Source organism: Paraflavitalea devenefica (assembly GCF_011759375.1).
In the GTDB taxonomy this organism is placed as follows: Bacteria; Bacteroidota; Bacteroidia; order Chitinophagales; family Chitinophagaceae; genus Paraflavitalea; species Paraflavitalea devenefica.
Genome location: NZ_JAARML010000003.1, coordinates 742,456 through 766,885, shown reverse-complemented (window position 1 = coordinate 766,885; position 24,430 = coordinate 742,456). Strand labels below are relative to the sequence as shown.

Sequence of the window (24,430 nt, the reverse complement as noted above, 5' to 3'; positions counted from 1 at the left end):
GTGGCGGGCCAAAGGCCCGGAAATAGGGCTGCGAGGCTGCAAGCCCTCGCAGAGCGTTAGTCGTTTTAAAGTTACTAAAATTACAGGCCAGGGGAAAAAGCTTCGACCGGTGGGGCGTTTACTTCGACGGGCCAGAGGCCCGGAAATAGCCTCACTCGCCAGAGGCGAGCGAGTGTGGGGAGGTTGCGAGGCTCGCAGAGCGTTAGTGGGCTATGATGGTTTTCATGCTGATGCTGAAACCGCTGAAGCAACCAGTAACATCTTCTCCCTCAATGGTATTTTTCAACGTCACCGGCGTAGAAAAGGGGCCATCGTTCCTCCTGGCTTTATTGAAGCTATCCCAGAAGTTGTACACTTTCCTTTCCACGCTGGTGAGCATGTAGTGAACGGTATCCCCTTTATAAAACCCATTGGGCTGGGTAAAATGAATGTATTGCCCGTTCACCAGTTCATCGGTCACTGTTGTGTAACGATTGGTATTTAAGCCGCCCCATCCGAAATTATTCCGGACATTCCAGCTTCTCCAGTAATGCAGTTGGGTATTGCCAATGGTATCGGGATCTTTGTAATGAACGGTGACCCGGGCTTTCTCCACAATGGTATCGTTCTCTTCATCATCATCCATATAATAAAATCCGCTGCTGAGGCTATCTATCTCAACGGGCATTAATAAGGCCGTTGTGGCGGTGTACCGCTTGCCGGCCGTTTCAATTTGTAACAGGTAATGCTTACCGGGCTTACCCAACAGTGCCTTGGTCGAGTCGGTTGCCAGTTTCGGATCAAAATAAAAACCAGGCAGGGCGCTATTCCTCAATTGAGGAAGGCGGGCTTCTTTCAGTTCGCGGGTAGTTGTTTCATCCCACTGGTATTGATTATTGGACAAGAGTACCCCTTCTGTAATGGTTACTATGGCTCCTGAAACAGGGATGTTCTCAAAGCCAGGATCATAAAAGCCCTTGCTTTGACTTAATACCACATAATTATACGAAGGCATGAGGTTATTGATGTATCCTTCCACAATGAGCTGGGGCTTATTATTCTTCAATTCAATATTAAAATCCCGCTCACAGGAAACAAGCGCTGCCATTGCGATGAACACTATTACTACCCTGATTTCCGCTTTACGTACTGTTGCCCTCATACCTCAAAATTTAAAGTTCCAGGTAATACCCGGTATGATGGGAAAAAGAAATACTTTTTTCCCTTTAACGGTTTGTTCATCTTCATCCACATCAAGGTAGATGAAGTAAGGATTATACCGGTTATATATATTGTACAGACTAAAGTTCCAGCTACTTCTAAACCGTTTGGTACTGTTCGGCTTAGGAGTATAAGTAAAAGCAATGTCCATGCGATGATAGGCAGGCATGCGGTAGTCATTGACCTTATCGTATTGGTTAATGCTGGTAAAGATGGGTTCCCGCTCTTCGCCATCGATACCGAGGCTGTACGCAAACCGCCCGGTGGGCATGGTGAGCGCATTACCTGTACCATACACAAACACAGCCGCCGCTTCCCATTTTTTGCTTAGTGTATAATTGGCTACAATGCTTACATCATGCGTACGGTCGTACCGGTAAGGAAATGCTTTTCCATTATTCATGTCGGGAAAAGTGCGTTCGGTACGACTGAGTGTATAACCGATCCACCCGGTGAGCCTGCCTGTTTTTTTCTGCAGGAAAAGTTCAAGTCCATAAGCTTTTCCTGTGCCAAAGATCATCTCTCCCTCCATATTCTGGTTCAGCAATAGTTGTGCGCCGGGCCTGAACTCCAACTGGTTCGACATGGTCTTGTAGTAAGCTTCTACGCTCATTTCATAGGCCCCGTTGCCAAAGTCTTTGAAATACCCGGCTGCTACCTGCTCTGCTTTGGCGGGGTGAATGAGTTTGCCCGATGGCACCCACAGATCGCTGGGGAAAGTAGCCGCGCTGGTGGTGGCCAGGTGCAGGTATTGAATGGTGCGGGTATAGGAAAGTTTCAGGGAGGCTTTTTCGGGCAACCTGTACAATACGCTGAAGCGTGGCTCGGGATAATGATACCGGGCAATGCTCTGCCCTTTTGCATAACGTTCTGTTTCTCCGGTGGGCACGCCTTCCGGATCATAGAGTATCCGCTCTGTAGGGCCTATCTGGTTAAAGTAACTATAACGCAATCCGGCAATGACATTTAACCGGGGCGTAATGTTCAGATCGGTACTGAGGTAAGCGGCCGCTTCCCTGGCATACTGATCATGGATGGTGGATTTAAATTCCTGTACACCTGCACTGGAACTTCCGGCGCCGGGCCTGAAGGCATGCCAGGTGTATTGCCAGCCCCATTTCCATTTGATCCAGTTCTGCGGAGAATAGGTCCAGTCATTCTTTAGCTGATAATCGGTAAGCCCTGAAGCGAAGAGAAAACCGCTGGTGCCAAAGGCCACCCGGCTATCGAGGTTGAAGTCATTGCGTACGGCCGATAACTCCTGCTTCAGCTTTTTATTCAACTGTTGCTTCCAGGTAAGTCCCAGGATGGTATTGCCCCATATTGCGTTAAACTCTCTTTCGGGCCCGTCATCATCATTATCCATAAAAGTAAAATCATCCTTGCCCAGGTAGAAGGTAAGGTACAGCGCATTGTTTTTATTGATGAGGTAATCGGCCTTGAAGTTAACATCATAAAAGAAATAACCATTGTTGCCAATACTGTCGCGGGCAACCAGCTTCGCTACCTGGTCTATATAGGTACGACGGCCACTGAGTATGAAAGAAGATTTGCCTTTGACAAGTGGTCCTTCCAACGACACCCGGGAAGAGATGAGCCCGATACCGCCACTGCCTTTGAGGGAATCCCTGCTGCCACTCCTGGTTTCCACTGCGATGACACTGCTTAAACGACCACCATATTCAGCGGGTATCCCACCCTTGATGACTTCCATGTTCTTAACAGCATCTCCATTGAATATACTGAAGAAACCAAGCAGGTGATTGGGATTGTATACCGGTATGCCATCAAGCATTACCAGGTTCTGATCGGGCCCGCCACCCCGCACATAGATCCCCGCGCTGGCCTCTCCCCCATTTTTAATACCCGGTAACAGGGTAATGGTTTTCAGCGGATCTACTTCTCCCAGAATAACCGGCAGTTTTTTTATTTGTTCTATGTTGAGCGACTGGGTGCTCATCTGGTTGCGATGCAGATTACGGCTGGCCGTTACTACCACATTCCTCAGCAGGCTTTCGCGTGATCTTAATAATATTTTAACGGAAGTATCGCTATAGAGCGGAATAACCAATGAAGCTGAATAATGCCCAACGGCTGTGATCATAATACGATGTAAACCGGAAGCCAGGTGGAGAGCAATGTTCCCGGATGAGTCAACCACTTTTTCCTGCTTATTGATCTTTATAGTAGCATTGCCCACCGGAATCTGTGCGCTGTCCGCCACCTGTATTGTCAAAGTATGGTTTTGTGCACGTCCTGCCTGCCATCCCCACACCAGGAAAACCAACACGAGGTAACGGATAAAGTAGTAGTTTTTGGTCACTGATCTCATGCCTTACTCTAAGTTAAAAAATTAGTTGCTTAGCTGGAATGTCTGAACCCGGATTTATTGGATTCGGAGGATTGAGTGGAAAAGGCAACAAGGCATAAAGGCATCGGGGCAACGAGGTGTGGCGGCAACAAGGATGCCAGAGATTGCGGTGATGCAATGGGTAGGGTATACGGCATAATATTGATTGTAGTTAAGTAATTAATAAGGTAACGGGGGTGAACAGGATGATTGACAATTCAATAGAGGAAAAGGTGGCTTGAAGGAATGATTAAAAAGCAAAAGGGGCTGTCTCTTTTTGGGAAACAGCCCCTGAGGGATCTGCAATACTTATCGTTTTCTTAATCCTTCCTTATTCATTAAGCCTTCCGCAGCGTCCCCAGCCGCCTTCACTGAAGTTTCCCGCTGATGCGGGACAAGTCCGGCGGACAATGCGGCGAAAGACGCTGCGGAGAAAGATCATAGTATGCGGAGAAAAATACTCAATGTTCCTTTATTTCCAGCCACCGCCCAGGGAACGGTACAATTCCACTACAGCGCCCAACTGGCTGCGCTGGATGGCTGCCAGGTTGAGTTCGGCCTGCAAGGCATTGGTCTGCGCAGTGATCACCTCCAGGTAGTTGGCCATGTCACTCTTGAATAATAACTGTGCATTGCCAACAGCCTGCTTCAACGTATCCACCTGGCCACCGGCCAATGTGCGTTGTTCTTTTAATTTCTCTACCTGTACCAGTGCATTACTTACCTCACTGGTAGCCTGCAATACCGACTGCCTGAACTGTAATACCGCCTGCTCTCTTTCTATTTTGGCTATTTCGAACCGTGTTTTCAATTCTTTTTTCCTGAATACCGGTTGCAGGATGGCACCAGAGGCAAGGCCGAAAAGAGAACCGGGTATGCTGAACCAGTTGGTAGCTTTGAATGATTCAAGGCCACCGCCTGCAGTTATGTTGAAAGCAGGATACATATTGGCCTGGGCCACCCCCACCTGTGCATTGGCCATTACCAACGCCATCTCATTGGTCCTTACATCGGGCCTTCTGCTTACCATGGCTACCGGTAAACCGGTTGATAAGGCAGCCGGCAATGCAAGGTCATTTAAGGCCGCTGCGCGTGCGAGCGTACCGGGCAATTGACCGGTGAGCAGTTGCAGAGCATTCTCTTGCAGGGCAATGTTCTGCTCCAGTTCGGGAATCAATAAAGCAGTCGTTTGTTTTTGTGCTTCGGCCTGGTTCACTGCGAGGGAGGTCACTACACCTCCATCCCGCAGTATACGGGTAACGTTTACAAAAGTATCGTTCAGCGCCAGGCTATTGCGTGCAATGGCCAGTTGCCTGTCCAGCATCAGCAGGTTATAATATCCCTGTGCTATGCTGGCCACCAGTTGTGTCTGCACTGCTTTGGCCGCTTCCTGTGTTTGCAGGTATTGCGCAAGGGTGGTTTCTTTCTGACGGCGTATTTTGCCCCAAATGTCGGCCTCCCAGGAAATATTAGCCAGTACCTGGTAGTTCTCTATATACGCTTTGCCCAGGAAAGCGCTGGCGCTAAGTCCGTTCAGACTGTTATCAGAAGGGCGGTTGATGGCCCCCGTTACCTGCAGGTCTACCTGCGGCAGTTGCAACAGTCTTGCCTGCTTAGCCTGCGCCTGTGCAATATCAATCCTTTTGATGGCCACCTGCAGGTCGTTGTTGTAGGTAATGCCTTTATTGATCAATTCCCGGAGTGTAGGATCGGTGAAGAAATCTTTCCAGGCTATATCGGCGATGCTGCTGGTATCGGCAAAACTCTGGCTGCTGAACTGCTGCGGCAATTCCACCTGCGGGCGCTGGTAATCTTTGCCCACTTTACAACCGGCCAATACAACAGCTATGAAAACCGTGAGATAAAGATGAATATGCTTGTGTTGCATGCTGTGTCCGTTTATATCTATAATTGTTTTTTTAAACCAGGCAGCTTTCAGCAAGCTGCCTGGTTTATCTATTGTTATTCGCTCAGGCTGATTTCCCTTGGACCCGTTCTGCCGGTAATTTTTTCCTGCAGGTACTGGAATATGACATATAGTACAGGGATGATGAATACACCCAATATCACCCCGGTAAGCATACCCCCTACAGCACTGGTGCCGATAGACTGGTTACCTTTTGCAGAAGCGCCATGCGTCCAAATAAGAGGTAATAAGCCCACGATAAAGGCAAAGGAGGTCATTAAGATCGGGCGCAACCGCAGCCTTGATCCTTCCAGCGCCGATTCAAGGAGTCCCATACCAGCCCTGCGGCGCTGCACTGCATACTCCACGATCAGGATGGCATTTTTGGCCAATAACCCTACCAGCATGATCAAACCGATCTGCACATAGATATTGTTTTCCACCCCTGCGAAGCCAATGAAGGCGAATACACCCAGCACACCCGTAGGTATGGTAAGGATGATGGCAAGGGGCAGGATATAGCTTTCATACTGGGCAGCCAGCAGGAAGTATACGAACAGGATACTGAGCGCAAAGATGAAACCTGTTTGCCCGCCTGTTTTGATCTCTTCCCTGGTTACACCTGTCCATTCATACGCGTATCCTCTCGGCAACACCTGCCGGGCAGTTTCCTCCACCGCTTTGATGGCATCACCTGTACTGTAACCCGGTTTGGGTACTCCATTGATGGTAACGGCATTGAAGAGGTTGTTGCGGGTAACTGTTTCAGGACCGTATACTCTTTTGAGACGAACCAGTGTTTTAGCCGGTACCATTTCCCCAGTATTGTTTTTCACATAGATCCCATCGAGCGATCCTACATCAGCACGGTAGCGGGCATCGGCCTGGGCCATTACCCGGTAGTATTTACCAAAGCGGTTGAAGTCCGATACGAAGCTACTACCGTAATAGATCTGCATGGTTTGCATGAGCTCTGTGATGGATACACCCAACTGCTTGGCCTTTATATTGTCCACTTCGATCATGAACTGTGGGTTGCCGGTAGCAAAGGTGGTGAAGGCATAAGCGATCTCGGGCCTTTGCATGAGCGCCCCAATGAAACCCCAGGCTGTATTACCCAGTTTGTCCAGCGGACCGTTGGCCCTGTCCTGCAGCATGAATTCAAAGCCGCTCACGTTACCAAAACCCTGTACCGTGGGGAAGTTGAAGAAGAAAGCATTGGCGCCTTTTACGGAGGCCACTTTCTGTGATATACCACCGGCAATCATATCTGGGTCCTTTATAGCACCGCGGTCTTTATAGTCTTTCAACCTGATGAAACCGGCTGCATAGGGAGAGGCATTGGCATTACTAATGAAGTTAAGACCATCAATCACGTAATGGTGATTGGCAGCGCCTTCTCCTTTAATGATGTTCTCAATCTGTCTGGTAGCCTGGTTCGTCCTGTCGAGAGAACTACCGGGAGGCGTGTTCAAAGCATACAGTACGAAACCCTGGTCTTCTGTGGGTATGAAACCCGTAGGGGTGGTCTTCACGAGCCAGAAACTACCGGCAGCAATGATGATAAGCCCGGCTATTGGTATCCATTTATATTTAATGAGGAACCCAAGACTTTTAATGTATTTATCGGTCATGGATTTGAACCCTGCATTGAAAGCACCAAAGAAGCGTTTTCCAAACCCTTTCTTACGGCCATGTCCTTCTTCCTCATGCGTGCTTTTTAAGAATAAGGCGCAGAGTGCAGGACTGAGCGTAAGGGCGTTTACCGCAGATATTAAGATGGCGATGGCCAGGGTGAAGGCGAACTGCCTGTAGAATACACCGGCAGGGCCTTGCATGAAACCAACGGGAATGAATACCGCGGCCATTACAAGCGTGATGGAAATGATAGCGCCGGATATCTCGTTCATGGATTGCAGCGTGGCTACGCGGGCCGGCAGGTTCGTCCTTTCCATTTTTGAGTGTACGGCTTCTACTACCACAATCGCATCATCCACTACGATACCGATAGCCAGTACCAACGCGAAGAGGGTGAGCAGGTTGAGGGTGAAACCAAACAACTGCATGAAAAAGAAGGTACCGATGATCGCTACCGGCACTGCAATGGCCGGAATGAGGGTAGAGCGGAAGTCCTGCAGGAAGATAAATACCACCGCAAATACCAGCACAAAGGCAATCACCAGTGTTTCTGTTACCTGGGCAATAGAAGCGTCCAGGAACTCCTTGGAGTTGTACATCACGGTTGTCTTCACGCCCTTGGGCAGGGTACGTTCAAAATCTTTCAGCTTACGTTCTACTTCGGTCAGGATGTCATTGGCATTGGAACCGGCTGTCTGCAGTACTGCAAAGCCCGATACCGGATTGCCATCCATACGGCTGTTGGATGAGTAGGTATAGGAACCAAACTCTACACGGGCCACATCTTTAAGGCGCAGCATGGACCCATCGCTGTTGGCCTTGATGACGAAATTCTCATAATCCTCGCCCTGGTTCAGTTTACCCTTATATTTCAATACATATTCAAATGTTTCAGCACTGTTCTGACCCAGACGGCCGGGAGCCGCTTCCAGGTTCTGGTCCCTGATGGCATTGAGCACATCCTGCGGAGCAAGGTTATTGGCAATAAGGCGGTCGGGCTTTAACCAGATCCGCATGGAGTAGTCCTTGGTACCAAATACCAGCGCCTGTGCTACCCCGGGCACCCGTTGGATTTCCGGGATCAGGTTGATCTTGATATAGTTTTCCAGGAAGAGCTCATTGTATTGTGCACTGTCCTCACTGGAGACAGCCACAAACATGATGAAGCTGTTCTGTACTTTCTGGGTAGAGATACCTGCCTGCACTACTTCGGTGGGTACCTGGTTCACGGCCTTCGACACACGGTTTTGTACGTTTACCGAGGCGATATCGGGATCAGTACCCTGTTTGAAAAATACAGTGAGCGACATGGAGCCGTCGTTGCTGGAGTTGGAAGTCATGTAGGTCATGTTTTCCACACCATTGATGGCTTCTTCCAGCGGCGTGGCAACAGAACGGGCCACTACTTCGGCGTTGGCGCCCGGATACAGGGCTGTCACCTGTACACTCGGGGGTGCGATATCGGGGAACAAGGTTATCGGCAGCGTGTACAACGATAATCCACCCAACAGCAGCAATATGATGGATATGACCGTTGATAATACGGGCCTTTCAATAAATCTTTTAAGCATGGGAAATGTATTAGAATTCAGAATACAGCATTCAGAATCCAGAATAAAGAAATAAGAATACTATGTTTACCATTCCGGATACGGCCCTGCATGCTGTACCCGGAATAGCGGTTCTGTTTACAATGGTTTCACTTTGAGTAAACTGTCGGCAGAGACAAGTTGTGGCACAATCACCATTCCATCCTGCAGGGTACCGGTACCCTGGAATACGATCTTATCCCCCGGCTTGAGGCCGCTTTCCACAAAGTACCAGGCATTTGTTTTGCCCGATATGGTGATAGGCCTGCTGGCTACTTTATTGCTATCCCCTACAGCGAATACAAAAACTTTATCCTGTATTTCGAAGGTAGCTTCCTGTGGCACCACTACCGCCTGCGTAAAGAGCTGGGGTATACGCACTTTACCGGTGTTACCCGTGCGGAGCATGCCGCCCGCGTTGGGGAAGGTAGCGCGGAAGCTGATGGTACCCGTGGTTTTATCAAACTGACCTTCAATGGAACTGATCTTTCCTTTTTGGTCATAGACACTGTTATCGGCCAGGAGCAGTTCAACCGACGGCACTTTCTTTATTTTCTCTTCAATGGTGTTGCCCTCGAATTGTTGCTTGAAGGCAATGAAGTCGGACTCACTCAGGGAGAAATAAGCATACACTTCCTTAATATCGGACAGCAATGTCAGTGGCTGTGTTTCATTTTTTCCCACCAGGCTACCTGTTTTATAAGGTATGCGGCCAATGTACCCGCTTACCGGCGCTGTAATGTAGGTGTAGCCAACGTTGATCTTTGCATTCCCTACCTGGGCCCTTGCCTGTTCGGCAGCAGCGGCGGCAGCATCATAAGCAGCGCGGGCTGTTTTTAGTTGCACCTCCGAGATCACCTTATTCTCTACCAGTGGCAGGAGGCGGTCTATCTCTACCTGTGCTTTCTGCACATTGGCCTGTGCCGCCACCAGGTTCGACTGAGCGCCGTTGAGCTCTTCACTGTAAACGCGGTCATTGATCTTGAATAATGGCTGACCGGCCTTTACGTAAGCGCCTTCATCCACATAGATCTTTTCGAGGTAGCCTTCTACCTGCGGACGTATTTCAACGTTGACCTTTCCTTCCAGTGTAGCCGAATATTCCTTATAGGTAGTACCCGGTGCGGTGACTACTGACACTACAGGCAGTTGCGGAGGAGGCATAGCACCCATGCCGTGGCCGGGTGCAGCCGAAGAGCCACAGCTATAGAGTACAACAGTAGCAATGGCGCCGAGCACCATTTGACCCAGCGGTGTGGCCATACGCGACCACGCCGGGTTAGCAGAAACAGTAATGGATTTGTTTGTTCTTTTATTCATCTTCAATAAGTATTGCATAACAGGTTGTTTACAGGAGCAAACAGTACTCCCGGTTTATTAAAACAGGTTCAATGTTATAACATTGCACTATGACAAGCGGCAATCGGGCTGATTCTATCAGTCGGGCAGGATACTATTTAGTAATAAGTTTTCGGTACTAGTGACGAACGCACGGGAAGAAAACAGACAAATCCGGCGATTATTTTCCGGTTCCCAGACTGTAACAAAGGAGCTGGTGAATTTGTTGCTTCATGGCTACTTTCCCCTTTCTTTATCTACAATACCGGTCAAAATGAATGTTGCGCCATTATTCCCGGCAGGTATATGAACCCGGCAAAGCTAATTAAATTAGTCATTTTTCACTAAATAAGTTAGTTTATTTTTTGTTCACAGGATAAGTTTGCTCTATGGGACTTTACGAGAGGTTTTTAATAAACCCCTCAATGGCGTCATCCATGACCATTTTATTCAGATCGTCCGACACATCACAGTTCCTCATCATTTTTATAGAAATAAGTCCATGGAGCACCGACCAGAATGTGCAACTTTTTAAACAGGCACTAATGTCCTGCCGGTTATTCCTTTTCAGGATCTTTGTTATCTGATCGCCTATAAGGCTCCTGAAAGTCATTACTTCGGGCATACGCTCTTCCTGTTCACTGCAGGCCATCCCCAGCCCGAACATTACCTGGTAATACTCTTTGTTCTTAAAGGCAAAGTTCCAGTAGGCATCTGCCATGGCCTTCAGTTGCTGCGCCGGATCGGTATACTTATTTCTGGCCTGTTGCATTTTTTTGCCCAGGAGGGCAAAGCCTTCCCTGGCAAATTCAACAAGAATACATTCCTTATTCTCAAAATGATCGTACACTACGGGTACGCTGTACTCTATGGCATCAGCAATTTTACGGATGGAGAGCGACTGCCATCCATCTTCCTTTACAATTTGCCAGGCCGTAGCGAGTATATTGGAGCGTACTTCTTCCTTTTGCCGTAACCGTCTTTCAGATATTCCCATTGTTACTTTTTCTAACAGTGTTAGCAAAAATAGCAATGTTTACCATTTCTGACGGCTTTTCCCGGACATTTTTTTGCTGCGCCGCTAAAAGCCTGGCAGCGCGTGGCTTCCGGGAGATACCGCCTGAGTAACAAAAATAGATTGTTTAATAATGTACTCCGGGGGGCAATTGCGGCAATCTAAGGGCTGAATACGACCGTAAAGCTTAGGGATGACACTGGCTGAGGCAGGATCGTTGCACGATGGTGAGTGCCGTTTAAACGTAACAACCTGTCATTCAGACATTGCTATGGGCTAATAGCTAGCGGCTAACAGCTATTTAAGCTCTATCTTCTTACCAGTCTTGCAGGCAGCATAGATGGCATCTATGATCTTCAGGTCTTTTACGCCTTCTTCCCCATCAACAGGCACAGGTGCTTGTTTTCCCTCAAGGATGATGCCAGCCATTTCATCCATTTGCACTGTCTGGTGCGTTATATGCGGGTGAGTGAGTTCTCCTTTATGCGTACGGCCTTTGATAGGTCCATAGCCTGTGGAAGGCTGCATTTCGGCAAAGCCGCTGGTACCATTGAGGAAAAAGCGGTCCAGGTTGTTCATGTTATAGGTAGACAAGCAGGAAGCCACGGCGCCGCTGGGAAAGCCCAACTGGAACTGGATCGTTTCATCTACCCCTTCTTTAAATTTCACCGTGTCGGTCTTTGTTTCTTCGGCCGTTACCCAAATGGGCTCCTCTCCTGTCATATAACGGGCGCCATTGATGGCATAGATACCAATGTCCATGAGTGAGCCGCCACCGGCCAGTTGCTTGTTCAAACGCCATTGAGTAGGGTCACCGATCCTGAAACCACAAAGCCCCTGGAAGAAAAGTACTTTACCGAAATCACCATTTTTTCGCATATTGATCACCTCCAGCGTTTTGGGCTCAAAGTGCATACGGTATCCCACCAGTAGTTTTACATTGGCTTTCTTACAGGCTTCTACCATTTCCCGGCCTTCTTTTTCATTAAGGGCCATGGGCTTTTCACAGATCACATGTTTCCCGGCTTTGGCTACCCGTATCGCCTGGTCGTGGTGAAGGGCATTGGGTGTAATAACATACACCGCATCTATATCGGGATTGTTTTTGATATTGTCGAAGTTCTCATAGTTGTAGCAGTTCTTTTCCGGGATGCTGTATTTAGTCTGCCACGCTTTGATCTTGGCCGGTGTACCACTGATTACGCCCACCAATTTTGCCTTTTTACAGGACTGCATGGCCTCCGCTACCCGGTTGCCATAACTGCCCAGGCCCATAATGGCAACCCTTAATACCGGACCGTCATACGGCTGACCGTCACTATTACCGGCAGGAGCCGTTGTCCATTCATCCAGCGATAATAAAGGGAAGGCGATGGTAGCGGCTGTGAGTCGATGCAGGAAGGAACGACGTGAGTTCATAGCAAGGCTTTTGTGTGTTGAGTGATGACACAAGTTAAGGGATTTCACCTAAACACTCACCCCGCAGCGGGGAGCTATTTGCGCTACTAATTAATTAATGAGTATGATGCACAAATACGCGTATTTTATTTACTTTTTGTTGGCATATTGTTCATCAGTTACTTTTTCCATCCAATCCACCACCTTTCCATTAAGATTTTCCTGGATGGCAATATGCGTCATACCGTTGGTTGCAGTTGCTCCATGCCAATGTTTCTCGTTCGGTTCAAACCAAACGACATCGCCGGGGTGTACTTCTTCGATGGGACCGCCTTGTTTTTGCACCCAGCCAACGCCTGCAGTAACAATTAAAGTTTGCCCCAGCGGATGTGTATGCCAGGAGGTTCTTGCACCTGGTTCGAACGTAACAATAGCCGCCACCGCTCGCCTTGCTTCATTCGCATCAAATAAAGGATCTATTCTCACTGCGCCGGTGAACCAATCTTCTGGTCCTTTACCTGAGGGTTTTGAACCTATTCTTGTAATTTCCATTGCTAATTATTTAACATTTTAAATAAGAGAACAGCAATCTTAAAACGCTGGTTTTGTTGGCCGCTATAAGATTTCGTTGATATCGCCTTTTCATTTAGTGTTTTCCTTCACATCGTTACTTTAGCTTCGCTTCAAGGGCAATTGGAATTACATCGGTAAGTTCAAGTGATTTTACCATGTTCTTCACTGTCGATTTGTATTTTAAGAAATGAGGTGTCTGAATATGGGATTGGTATGCAGCCAAACTTGCATATATTTCAAAGACTGTAACATGCGTGGGATGTTCCTTGTCATACACTGCATACAAAGTTCGTACTCCCGGTTCTTTACTAACAGCAGCCTCTGCATGTTCTTTAAGTGCTGCATTATAGCTTTCTAATTGAGCACTATCAATTAATATTTTGGCTATCCGTACGTAGGGCTTGTTATCCTGGGCCACCGCATTGTTTGAAAAAGAAGTAAACAAAAGTATCAATACAAGAAGTAAGTTATAACGATGAGCGTTTGTTCTTTTTTTCATTGTTAAGATTTGAAAAGTATTAATTATTATACCAACGGGAGTTAAACAAGGTAAGGCTTTAATTTCAACAGGAAATCAGAACTCCAGCGGCAACACAATGGTTTTTACCAGTGCATCAAGGTTGATCAATGACTGTTGCAGTTCCTGCTCCATTTTCTTTTTCTGTGTAAGCTGAAAGAGCGTTTGCCTGAGCAGGTTTTTCGTGAGGTAAAAATCGAGCGTTAGCCTCGATTTATCACCTGCTTTTTCTATGGTATAATACAGGGAACTTTTCTTCTTCTCATCGGTTTCACTAAACATGATCTTCTTCTCGGGATCGTACACAAAGCTGCTGGTATACATGATGACACTTTGCCCATTCTCCAATACATGCCGGTGACTGCTGCCAATACCTGGCAGGAAATGCTCTACTTCATCCACCCCCTTCAGGCCCACCTGCCACTGATGCCGGAACTCAAAATGCACCACCGTATAACACAGGGTTTTAATATCTATGTCATAATCTTTCGAAACAGTGAGCATCTTTACTTTGTTGGCAAGCTCCAGTTGCGGAGGCGGATCAGGCGGGATCTCTTTTTTCAAGGGGTCCAACTGGGTATAATGAAAAGGTATGGCGCCGGTCTCTGTTTGCTTTACACTACTGTTCCATTGCATCCAGCGCGCCAGGCCGGCCGGCGGTTCATCGGTTAACAGGCTGTCAGTTACCAGCCAGTATTCATGTTGTGCGATGTCGTTTTTCAGGAGCTGGTGCGCCACGATCACATCTTTACCAATGAGCTTGCTGAAGTTCTTTACATTATAGGTCGTGAACTCGCCATAATGGGAGATGACTTTCAGGCTGAGGTTGACGGCCGATATACAGGCTTTGCATTGGCAGATACGCCGGTAGTTATAAGCGTTGATGTGCTGGTGAAAAGCGCAGAACATACGCTCTACCTGTTTGTACAGGGCCTCCAGCTCCAGGGGTTCGCCAAATTTGTAGAAGAGAATGGCATCCCCTTCAATCTCGGAAACTTCCAGTCCGGTCTGGTTGGCATTAATGAGTATTTCCAGCAGTTGCTGGATGATATAACGGCTGTGCTCTATTTCAATTTCATTGACAAACCGGGTAAACCCACTGATGTCAGGGATGAACAGCAAGCCTCTATTCGCCATTTTTCTTTTAAAGTTAGTATAAAAAGCATTTCCGCAGCGTCCCCTTCGGGAGACGCTGCGGGGAATATGAAAAAGATGAGTGGTGAGTAGATGTTGCGCGGCTGACGTTACTAATACGCAGCAGCAATCGGGTCGGGCACACCGTCGGGATCATTCAGGGCGGTGCCTTTGGTTTTAATATTAGCGCCATTGAGCACAAGGATACCAGCCAAGTGCGGAGCCGCCATAGAAGTGCCGCTCAGCCGTGCATACCTGCCCTGGCTGAAGGTAGAAATAATTTGTACGCCGGGCGCTGCAAAGTCCACCACATCATTACCATAATTGGAGAAGCTGGCAAAACGACCCAGGCTGTCAATGGCCGAAACGGTGAATACATTGGTTGCATTCACACGGCCCGGCGAACTCAGGCTGGCCTTTGTTTTTTCATTGCCTGCTGCGATGGCGAATAAAATACCCTTGTCGGCCAGGGTGCGCACAGCATTGTCCAATGCCAGTGAAACTGTATCAGTACCCAGGCTCATATTAACCACTTCACCTGCCTGTGCATTTTGCCCTATATAGTTGAGCGCACGGATCAATCCACTAGAGTTACCTGATCCCTCTCCATTGAGGGCTTTTAAAGCAATAATACTTACGCCCGATGCCACGCCCAGTGTGCCCCGCGTATTGTTCAGGGCGCCAATAATACCGGCTACATGCGTACCATGGCCATTATTGTCTTCGATGGAAGGTTCGTCGGTGATGAAAGATCTGCTTAATGTTTGGTCTACATTGAGGTCAGGGTGATCGGGATCAACCCCCGTATCTATGATCCATACTCTTTTACCGGTGCCATCTCCTGCCCCTACCAGCCGTACACCCCATTGTGCAGTGGATGGGGCCACTACGGTAAAACATCCTTTGTCGAGAGCTATTACCCGGTCGTGCTCTACCAGTTGCACCTCACTATCTTCCTGTAGCTCTTGTGCCTGCTGCGGGGTAAGCCGGGCAATGAACCCGGTATGAATGCTGTTGAGCACCTCGCTAAGCTGCGTATTGGCAATCCGGTGTTTCAGAAATAACTGGTTGGTGGCCACCCTTGCCTGGTCAACCGACTGCATCACACGACTGGTAGCGCTGCTGCCATTGAGCATTACGATATACGTATCATTTACAGCGGTACTGGTGAATTGTACAGGTTCACAGGCAGGCTCTTGCTGATTAAGCGTGGAAGAAGAAGAGCTGTCCTTTTTACAACTGATGACGGCTGCCATGCCCACTGTGACTGTTAACAGCGATATGGATTTACGGAGGTTCATATTACTGATTTGAGCAATTTACGGGCAAATGATGCCGATGGTATGGTAAAGGTTTGTTAATTACCTATCTGGCATAATTTTGTTAACTTTAGAGACAGCCATTCTATTAGTAACCATTCAAATACCTGCCATATGGCCTTACTAAGAAACATCTTCACCGGATTGTTATTGATACTGTGCGCCTCCTTCGTCATACGCCATCACGGATGGGCCAATTATGACCAGAAAAAAGTACTGGACTATACCGGCACTATCCAGTCATCTGTTTATGAAAATCCACATACCTCCATACAGGTAACCCAGGATAAAAAGGTGTGGACAGTGATCCTGGCGCCCGTGAGCCGCATGGAAGCCCGTGGCGTTACTGCCGACATGATCAAAAAAGGCACATCCCTGCGGGTGGTAGGCTATCCCCACAAGACAGTTAAAAATGAAATGCGCGCAGAAAGGATCTTTATTGACGGTACCAAATATGAACTGCGCTGATGGCCATCGTCCACTGGCTGCAGTTCCTCGAACACAGTTCCTGGGCCGTATCCATTCGTCAGTCTGTCTGGCTCTACCCCTTCCTTGAAATCATACACATTACCGGCATTGTCTTACTGGTAGGTCCCGCCTTCCTGTTTGATCTCCGCCTGCTCGGTTTTGCAAAGCACCTGCCTGTTATCGGGCTGGGTCGTCATTTATTGTCGTGGAGCAGAAGAAGCTTATTGCTGGTAATTCCCTCAGGCATGCTATTATTCATCACCAATGCTACTGCACTGGGATATGATCCGGTATTCTGGACAAAGATGAGCTTGCTGGTAATTGCAGGCTGTAATGCCCTGTTCTTTCATCAGGTAATTGCCCGGAAGATACGGAGCACCACCGCTGTATTGCCCAGGGCTGCAAAAGTGATAGCGATTATTTCCATCCTGTCATGGATCGCTATTATTGCCTGTGGGAGATTACTGGCGTATTAGGAACGGCCTGATACTCTCCCACACAGCGGGCCAGTTGCAAAAGAATACCACATGACCGCAGCCGGGGATGACGGATAGCTGGCTGCCGGGAATGGCTTTGGACACGCTGATCATTGATGCTGCTGAATGGTAATGATCCTCGTCGCCGGTCATGAGCAATACCGGGCATTTTATCTTTGTAAAGGTTTCCTTGCTGAGGTAGTCATCATTGTAAAGTTTATTGAGCCAGGTAAGCGCCTGACCCCAACGTTCCGGTTCGGGCATCAATGCCTTGCGGCCTTCAAAGAGTGTTTTGGCCTGCCCCATGAGCAGCTCCGGCGTATAATTAAACTTCTCCCTTTTCCTTTCTTTCGGCGTATCGGCAAAACCAATGGCCACCAGCTTCGAAACTACTTCCGGATGCAGGGCCGCCAGTTTATATCCGGTTGCTGCCCCATCACTGAAACCCAATACCATCACACTGTCTTTGGTAATGCTGCGGATCACTTTGTACGCATCTTCGGCCCTTTGCTGCCAGGAGAAAGGCGTATTGCCTATATACGATTTGCCGTGCCCACGGGTGGCAATGCAGATGACCTGGTTGGTTTGAGCCAGTTGGTAAATGAAGGATTCAAACTCATCTATATAGCCATATACCCCGCCATGCAATAACACAATGGGTTTGCCCTGGCCATATATTTCATAATACAATTGGGCATCACCTACATTAAAATACTTACCCACAGCAGCATTGTTGCCAAAAGGTACTTTGGCAGCCGGCGTAATGACCAGATTGGCAAAGCTGCCACGGGAGTTGCCCTGTACCCAAAAACCTATTTTGCCGGATGTATGCAGCGACAGGCTGTTGACTACGAGCGAGGGGGTTGGGTTGTTGTTGACGTATACTTTTATCTCCGGAGCGTTGATGGTGATTTTTACGTGAAACCATTGATCAGGATTAGGCGCCTGTATGACCCGGTTCTCATATTTGCCGGGATGTTCGTCCCTTAATTTGTTCCAGGGATAAGTAGGCAGCGACATGTACTGCACCGACCTGGACCGGCGCATGGTATCGGCATTGTAAAAATTGAATGGCCTGAAGTAGATGGTTTCAAAAGTCCGCTGGTCCTGCATGTTGAAAGCCAATCCTACAAAGTTGTCGCCCATTTTATTTTCCCCTTTCACATCAAATTCGATGGCACTAAGGCTCATTACTTCATTTTTTAATACCCATAACCCTATACTGTCGCTGGGCTTGAATCCCATGCTATCTTTGCTGATGAATTGCAGCTCCCTGTCATATATTTGCCAGAGGTTACGGTCACCAACATCTATTTTCCGTTGGCCTTGTACGTATAATGGGGAGCAGGCATAAACGACTAAGAGGGCGAAGAGCACGAAGCGAATTGTTTTTTGCATGGTATTCTTTTTCTGAAGTGTGATGATGGCTCAAATATGAATCAGGGAAACCTGATGAGCTGTTTCAAAGCCTGTTCAATCATGTTCATTTTTATTCACGAATTAAATAGCTCATTATCAGATGACAACAAATGATGAGCAAGTACATATCAAAGCTTGCCTGGAGGAGATAGAAGCCCAACTGAACTGGGGCAGCAGCGCCCGCTGGTCCAATTATGATTTCGAAAAGCTGGCCGACCTGATCGCTGCCAAAACCGGGGTGCAATTGAGCCTGTCCACGCTCAAAAGGATCTGGGGTAAAGTATCCTACAAAAATGCCCCCTCACTGACCACCTTACATACACTGGCACGTTTCCTGGGTTATGCAGACTGGCGGACTTACCAGCAACAATTCCGGGCGCCTGTTGCTGCACCTGTGGAAGCAGCCGGCCAACAGGTTGCCATTGCTCCTGCACCCGCTGAAAACGTCTCCTCTGCCGTCCCTGTTCAACGGCCTGGTTCGAAACGCAAGCGGATACTGTATATACTGACTGCTGCACTCGTGCTGCTGGTGCTCATTGGTTTCATGACTGTCCGGAGCAAAGTGAAACCAGCTGCTTCAAAATTTAGCTTTTCCCTCAATAAGGTTGTTTCAGAAGGCGTGCCCAATACAGTGGTATTTACCTACGATGCCACCGCGGCTGCTACCGATTCTGTTTATATTGTACAAACCTGGGATATCAGGCGCAAGACCCTGGTGCCAAAGAATAAACATGAACATTCGGCCATTTATTATTATCCCGGATTTTTCAGAACGCGGCTGATCGTGGATGGCGAAGTGGTACAGCGCCGTGACCTGCAGATCACTTCCGACGGCTGGCTTTGCCTGGCAGAAAATAATCCGGTCCCCTTGTATTTTAAGAGAACAGCATACATTAAAGAAGATCGTATAGAAGTAGACACAAACACTTTGCGTGCTTACCAGTTGTCGTTATACCCGCAGGCGCCGAAGATCCGTTTTTTTAATCAACGCGACCTGGGTTCCTTAGAGAGTGACCATTTCACATTTGAGACGAAACTGAAGAATGATTTTTCCGGGGGTAGCGGCGCCTGCCAGTTTGTAGAGGTGCTGATACAATGCAAAAATGATATTATTATCATCCCGCTGGCTGCTAAACCCTGTACGGGTGACCTGGTACTGTATGCCTGCGGTGCAAGAGCTGCCAGCCAGGATGCTGACCTCTCCCGCTTTGGCGCCGACCTGAGCCAGTGGACCACGCTACGGGTAGAAAGCCGCAACAAGCAAATGACATTCTTCGTCAATGGCGTACAGGCTTATTCCTTTACTATTCCCAATGAGTCTACCGGCATTGTTGGCCTGCAGTACCGCTTTTATGGCGTAGGAGCAGTGAAGGATACCTGGTTTAAAGGGGTGGATACGGTATATGATTTTACGCCCAACAAGGTTAACATTACAAACTAACCGCCACGGAAAACCAGGCGCTTCTTCCTACTCCATTAATACCTGAACCATGCGTTCGGTAATCTTCATTGAATAAGTTCTGCAGACCTATATTAAAATTCAGGTGTGCAAGCTGGTAGCCGGCATACAGGTTCAGGATATCCCAACCGGGTGTACCACCTTTGGGTATGCGATTATCATCCTTGTCACCCTGCGCCAGACGATCCTGTTTGGCGGCATAAAGCCATTCTGCAGTTGCAAACCACCTGTTTTTGTTATAGCGTGTCATTAGCTTCCCATTTACAGGAGGTATGCGCCGCAATGGTTCATGTTTAGTGAGGTTCTGCCCATAAGCGCCCGCTATATTGGCTGTAAACTGCCATCCTGTGAAGGGAGCAAAACCCAATTCTGCTTCGAGGCCTTTTACGTAAGCTTCCTCCACATTTTCTTTCCGGTATACAGGATATCCGTTCATTACCTGTCCCTCCGTTCTTACCCTGGTAATCAGGTTACTGATGTGCATATAATAAGCAGACAAACTACCCGACCATTTCCCGGCCTGCATTTTATACCCCAGCTCAATGTTACGCGATCTTTCAGGCTCCAGGTTAGAGGCCGGCACTTCATACCTGAAATCTACAATACCCAGGGTACCCATATCATCAATGTTGGGCGCACGATACCCGGTATTAAAGGTTACATAGAAGTGGTGCCTCTGCGACAGGTGGTACATAAGCGCCGCATTATACACAAAAGACGATGGCGTTATTTTAACCTTTCCAAGGGATGTATCTGAAATATTGATGGTAAAAGTATTAAAGCGCACACCCGTTTCCAGCAGCCATTTATTCAAGTTGATATGGTGCAATGAATACACGGAATAATTCCCATAGCGCGCATCATCGGGGTAAAGGCCTCTTGACCACACAGCAGCCTGGTTTTGTAAATTGATATCCTGCCTCGTACTGTTTACTTTGTCGAGGTACACTTCAACACCCGTATTGGCAGTCCATATCTTTGTGAACAAGGAACTGATATCTGCCGTTATGCCGATGGTATTGGTCTTGTCTTTTTCTTTACGCAGGCTGTTGCTGCCATTTTTCCGGCTGTTTCTGCCCTCCATGCTTTGTTGCCAGGAAGTTGTTAATTCTACCGCATGCAGCCATTTGCTGCGGGAAGTGTAATGCAGCCTCGCATAATTTAACAGACGCTGCTGAGGTTCAAATTCATTGACAGCAAAATTTTCCAGCTCCACTTTGTGGTAAACCGGCACATGCTGCTGCTGTAAAAACTGGCTGGCAAGCGTTACTGTAAGATCGGGTTGCAGTCTGAATTTCACCTTGGCATCAAAAGCATATTCTTTATACCCGGAAGGAGCTTGTTTGCCGGTGGTATCTCCACCTACCAGGTCGCCAAAATCGCGATAGGTAGCGCCCACCTGTACGGCCGCTTTTTCTCCCTGATAACCCGCTTCGGCCCTTGCCGTTTTTTCCATATTGTCCGTCATCATTTTCCCCAGCGCAGTAGCGGACCAGTAAGGCTTGCGGGCTGCCAATTCCGGATCTTTGGTAAATACCTGGATAACGCCGCCCAAAGCATCTGATCCATATTGAACAGCGCCTGTGCCCTTTACTACTTCCATTTTCTGCATGCTGTATGCATCAATGGTATTGAGGTATTGGTTAGGGCCATAGCGGAAGGTGGAATTATTCAACCGGATGCCATCCACGAGGATCAATACCTGGTTGCCCGTAAAACCCCTGATGAATGGCGAACCGCCACCATGATTTGTTTTTTGAATGAATACGCCGTTTACACCGGTAAGCGCTTCGGGGGCAGTACGCGGCTGGTAGTTTGTAAGTGACTGGCGCGATAATACCTGTGTGCTGTAAGGAACCAATAATTCCTTTTTCACGCTCCGCTGTGAGGTGATAATCACTTTTTCCAGCAAGGCGCTGCTGTCTTCCTGGCACAAGGCAACCAGCCCTGAAAGCAGTAATCCTGTTATAAAAATTGGTTGCTTCCCCATGACTGCGTTTACTTACGGCTTACTTTTTTTTCTTTTTCCTCTTCTTCTTCCTCTTCATCTTCTTTTGCAGTCTTCACAAATGAACTGCGGCGTGGCGCCGGCATCACACTCTCCTCGCCTTTTACAGCTTTCCAGATGATCTGACTGAACAACAGATCGGGTATCCTGTCTTCCTTCGTGAAATCCAATTGATCACTCAGGCGGGCAGTGGCATTATTGGCAGTATTCTTTTCATTGAGGTCTACATTGACCGGCACCGACCGGAAAGCCGTGTAGTCGGGTGTGGCCGTAAAGCTGCGCCACATGGGTGTAGCTGCTGCATCGTATTGGCTCATAGGCGGCAATCCGAGGATCAATTCCATAGTCCTGAGCATAGACGAAGTGGAATACATCGTGTGGTCTACAAAATTCCTTTTTACAAAAGGCCCTGCCACAAAAGCAATCGTACGGTGTGCGTCTACGTGATCAGGACCATTCTGCGCATCGTCTTCCACAATAAATACGGCCGACTCTTTCCAGATGGGGCTTTTAGACAGGTGCTCCAGGAATAAACCTACTGCCCAGTCATTATCGGCCACATGGGCAAAAGGACTAGGTCTGCCTGTTCGCAATCCTTCTGTATGGTTATTGCCAAAGCGCATGCTGTTGAACTGCGGCACTGCGCCGGCGGCAACGAGTGAATCAAACTCCCGGCGCCACTGGTAAAACCGGGTAGTATCTCTTACTGCCAAGTTATAATCGGTATAATAAGGACAAAAGTGTCCCTCCAATACAGGTATATTGGCTTTGCCATCATCGGCAAATTCACCATACGTACGGAAAGTGACACCTGCCCGCTGACAATAATCCCATATAAAGCCTCTTTTGGGGTTGGCAGCTTCCCGCTTCCCTTCACCGGGATATGTACCACCCCGGCCGCCATAACTGGTGGGCCAGTTCTTTTCGAGGAAGTCGGTAGCATGGGCTGAGGTACTCCAGTTATGGCCATCCGCACTTACTTCACCATCGGCATAAAAGTTATCGAGCAGCACAAATTCACCGGCCAGTTTGTGCTGGTTGGGCGTAATATGCTTTCCAAACAACAGCAGGCTGGTATCACCATTGCCGCCCGGCATATCGCTCAGCACCTGGTCGTATGTTCTGTTTTCCTTGATAATATAGAATACGTGTTTGATGGGTGAGGGATCGCCTACTTTCATAGGGATGGGATTCCCTTTTTCGCCCTGTGCTGTGAGCTCCCCTTCTTTTGAATAGGGCGTATTCCTGTACACTGCTTTTGAATATACTTCGAGGGCCGCTTCATTGGGTTCGGGAATAATGGAGAGCGTCCCTTTCATGAGGCCGCCAATATATTCCACTTCTTTGGCAGCCGTGCTATCGGCCTGGTGCCGGATCACTGATCCGCGCGGACGGATGGGGCTGGGCCCATTGGGATTGGCAAAGGAGGAGAAGCCTTTACCATTGGCCACAAATAGTTTTTTGCCTATCACTTTAATGTTGGTAGGATACCAGCCAACAGGAATAAACCCTTTGGAGCGTGTAGAGCCCGGCTCACTCACATCAAATACAGCGAGGCAATTGTTATCGGCATTAGCTACGTACAATGTTTTTTCATTGGCAGATAAAGCCAGCCCGTTGGAGGTAGTACCTGCAGGCGCTGCCGGATAAAGGGCAGCATTGAGTACTTCCAGTACCTTGCGCTGTTTGATATCAATTACCGACACGCTGTTGTCATTGGCATTGGCCACATACAGCCAGGTCCCTTTTTTGGTCAATAATAATTCGTTGGGATTATCGCCTACGGCAATCTCTGCCGTCATCTTTTGTTGTTTTGTATCCAATACCAGCACTTTATCGCCTCCCCACAGGGTAATGTAGAGTTCTTTTTTATCGGGTGATAATAAACAGGCGTAGGCTTCTTTACCCAGGTTAAGCTGCTGCACCACCTGTTTGGTAGCAAGGTTGATGATGTACAGCGCATTGTTTTCCTTGGTCACCACATACATCAGGCCGGCCGCATCATCTATCTCAATGCCCGCCGGGGATATTCTTACCGGCCAGGGCTTACCGAGTACAATGCTGTCCTGCAAAAGCAGCTTACCATTGCTAATGGCATATTTGAGGATACGGTTATCATTACCGCCCGATGCATACAGGAATTTTTCATCGGTACTGAATTTGAGACCGTACCAGGATTTGGGAATTACCACATTGTCGGCCACCTTTTCCTTCCTCACATCAATAAGCTGAATGCTTTGCACGCTTTGTCCGTTGTTGGTAACGGCCACCCATTTTTGTGAGCGGGAAAGCGCCAGGTTGAGGGGCAGGTCGCCCAGTGGCAGGGAAGTACCTGCGGGCAAAAGGTGCCAGCCATTGGGCAGGCGTACTCTTTTGCTGTTTAATGCGTTCTCAAGGTCAGTATTTTTTTGAGCGGCGGCCATCAGGGACAGAAAGCTGCAGAAACCCAACAGGAAGAGGTACTTCATAATGTGCAATTGATGCGGTAAAGATAGTTGAACACTGCTGCAAAAATCAAGTTTACAATTACTTAACCTGAGAGAGCAGTTAGCCTTTAGCTATTAGTTGTTTGCCAGGCAAAGGCGCTAACAGCTTATACCTGTTAGCTAAAACCTGTCGGTCC

General features: G+C 48.1%; 17 protein-coding genes. 3 read left to right on the top strand and 14 right to left on the bottom strand.

All coding sequences use genetic code 11. From position 1 onward, the window contains the following. Positions 1-202: 202 nt before the first annotated feature. The 11 genes from HB364_RS21405 to HB364_RS21355 all read right to left on the bottom strand — a co-directional run bounded on the left by HB364_RS21405 (position 203) and on the right by HB364_RS21355 (position 15,959). On the bottom strand, positions 203-1,141 hold the full coding sequence (locus HB364_RS21405) for a DUF4249 family protein (protein ID WP_167290358.1): 939 nt from the start codon (positions 1,139-1,141) through the stop codon (positions 203-205). Positions 1,142-1,144: 3 nt separating this feature from the next. Beyond that, a complete protein-coding gene (locus tag HB364_RS21400) occupies positions 1,145-3,532 on the bottom strand; it encodes a TonB-dependent receptor plug domain-containing protein (protein WP_167290357.1) in 2,388 nt (795 codons plus the stop codon). 490 nt (positions 3,533-4,022) lie between these two features. Next, positions 4,023-5,438: an efflux transporter outer membrane subunit gene (locus HB364_RS21395; RefSeq protein WP_167290356.1), complete on the bottom strand. Its 1,416-nt coding sequence runs from the start codon at positions 5,436-5,438 to the stop codon at positions 4,023-4,025. A 74-nt stretch (positions 5,439-5,512) separates the two neighbouring features. Continuing rightward, the gene (locus HB364_RS21390; protein WP_167290355.1) at positions 5,513-8,665 is read right to left on the bottom strand and encodes an efflux RND transporter permease subunit; all 3,153 of its coding nucleotides are present in this window, start codon (positions 8,663-8,665) and stop codon (positions 5,513-5,515) included. 117 nt (positions 8,666-8,782) lie between these two features. Continuing rightward, positions 8,783-10,021 (bottom strand): efflux RND transporter periplasmic adaptor subunit, encoded by a 1,239-nt coding sequence (locus HB364_RS21385; protein ID WP_246228562.1) that lies wholly within the window; start codon positions 10,019-10,021, stop codon positions 8,783-8,785. Between the two features lie 397 nt (positions 10,022-10,418). Further along, positions 10,419-11,045, bottom strand: coding sequence for a TetR/AcrR family transcriptional regulator (locus HB364_RS21380; protein WP_246228561.1), 627 nt, complete (start codon positions 11,043-11,045; stop codon positions 10,419-10,421). A gap of 288 nt (positions 11,046-11,333) precedes the next feature. Continuing rightward, positions 11,334-12,455, bottom strand: coding sequence for a Gfo/Idh/MocA family protein (locus tag HB364_RS21375; protein ID WP_167290354.1), 1,122 nt, complete (start codon positions 12,453-12,455; stop codon positions 11,334-11,336). Positions 12,456-12,584: 129 nt separating this feature from the next. Next, on the bottom strand, positions 12,585-12,986 hold the full coding sequence (locus HB364_RS21370) for a (R)-mandelonitrile lyase (RefSeq protein WP_167290353.1): 402 nt from the start codon (positions 12,984-12,986) through the stop codon (positions 12,585-12,587). A 115-nt stretch (positions 12,987-13,101) separates the two neighbouring features. Next, positions 13,102-13,506: a putative quinol monooxygenase gene (locus HB364_RS21365; protein WP_167290352.1), complete on the bottom strand. Its 405-nt coding sequence runs from the start codon at positions 13,504-13,506 to the stop codon at positions 13,102-13,104. A gap of 75 nt (positions 13,507-13,581) precedes the next feature. Next, complete coding sequence (locus tag HB364_RS21360; RefSeq protein WP_167290351.1) at positions 13,582-14,661, bottom strand: DUF2652 domain-containing protein; 1,080 nt, start codon at positions 14,659-14,661, stop codon at positions 13,582-13,584. A gap of 110 nt (positions 14,662-14,771) precedes the next feature. After that, positions 14,772-15,959 (bottom strand): S8 family serine peptidase, encoded by a 1,188-nt coding sequence (locus HB364_RS21355; protein WP_167290350.1) that lies wholly within the window; start codon positions 15,957-15,959, stop codon positions 14,772-14,774. A 132-nt stretch (positions 15,960-16,091) separates the two neighbouring features. Between HB364_RS21355 and HB364_RS21350 the strand changes: the two genes are divergently transcribed. Then, positions 16,092-16,445 carry a DUF6152 family protein gene (locus tag HB364_RS21350; protein WP_167290349.1) on the top strand — a complete coding sequence of 118 codons (354 nt, stop codon included), beginning with the start codon at positions 16,092-16,094 and terminating at the stop codon, positions 16,443-16,445. Further along, positions 16,445-16,921, top strand: coding sequence for a DUF6644 family protein (locus HB364_RS21345; protein ID WP_167290348.1), 477 nt, complete (start codon positions 16,445-16,447; stop codon positions 16,919-16,921). The genes HB364_RS21350 and HB364_RS21345 overlap by 1 nt, the downstream gene beginning before the upstream one ends. Here HB364_RS21345 and HB364_RS21340 read toward each other — a convergent pair. Next, positions 16,907-18,319, bottom strand: a complete 1,413-nt coding sequence (locus HB364_RS21340; RefSeq protein WP_167290347.1) for an alpha/beta fold hydrolase — start codon at positions 18,317-18,319, stop codon at positions 16,907-16,909. The two genes, HB364_RS21345 and HB364_RS21340, sit on opposite strands and share 15 nt — an antisense overlap. Before the next feature lie 121 nt (positions 18,320-18,440). On the opposite strand from HB364_RS21340, the gene HB364_RS21335 reads away from it, so the two are divergent. Further along, positions 18,441-19,781, top strand: a complete 1,341-nt coding sequence (locus HB364_RS21335; protein ID WP_167290346.1) for a hypothetical protein — start codon at positions 18,441-18,443, stop codon at positions 19,779-19,781. On the opposite strand, the gene HB364_RS21330 is transcribed toward HB364_RS21335, so the two are convergent. Together HB364_RS21330 and HB364_RS21325 are read right to left on the bottom strand one after the other, a co-directional pair. Then, positions 19,771-21,789, bottom strand: a complete 2,019-nt coding sequence (locus HB364_RS21330; protein WP_167290345.1) for a TonB-dependent receptor plug domain-containing protein — start codon at positions 21,787-21,789, stop codon at positions 19,771-19,773. The two genes, HB364_RS21335 and HB364_RS21330, sit on opposite strands and share 11 nt — an antisense overlap. Positions 21,790-21,797: 8 nt before the next feature. Then, complete coding sequence (locus HB364_RS21325) at positions 21,798-24,275, bottom strand: bifunctional YncE family protein/alkaline phosphatase family protein (RefSeq protein ID WP_167290344.1); 2,478 nt, start codon at positions 24,273-24,275, stop codon at positions 21,798-21,800. Positions 24,276-24,430 lie beyond the last annotated feature (155 nt).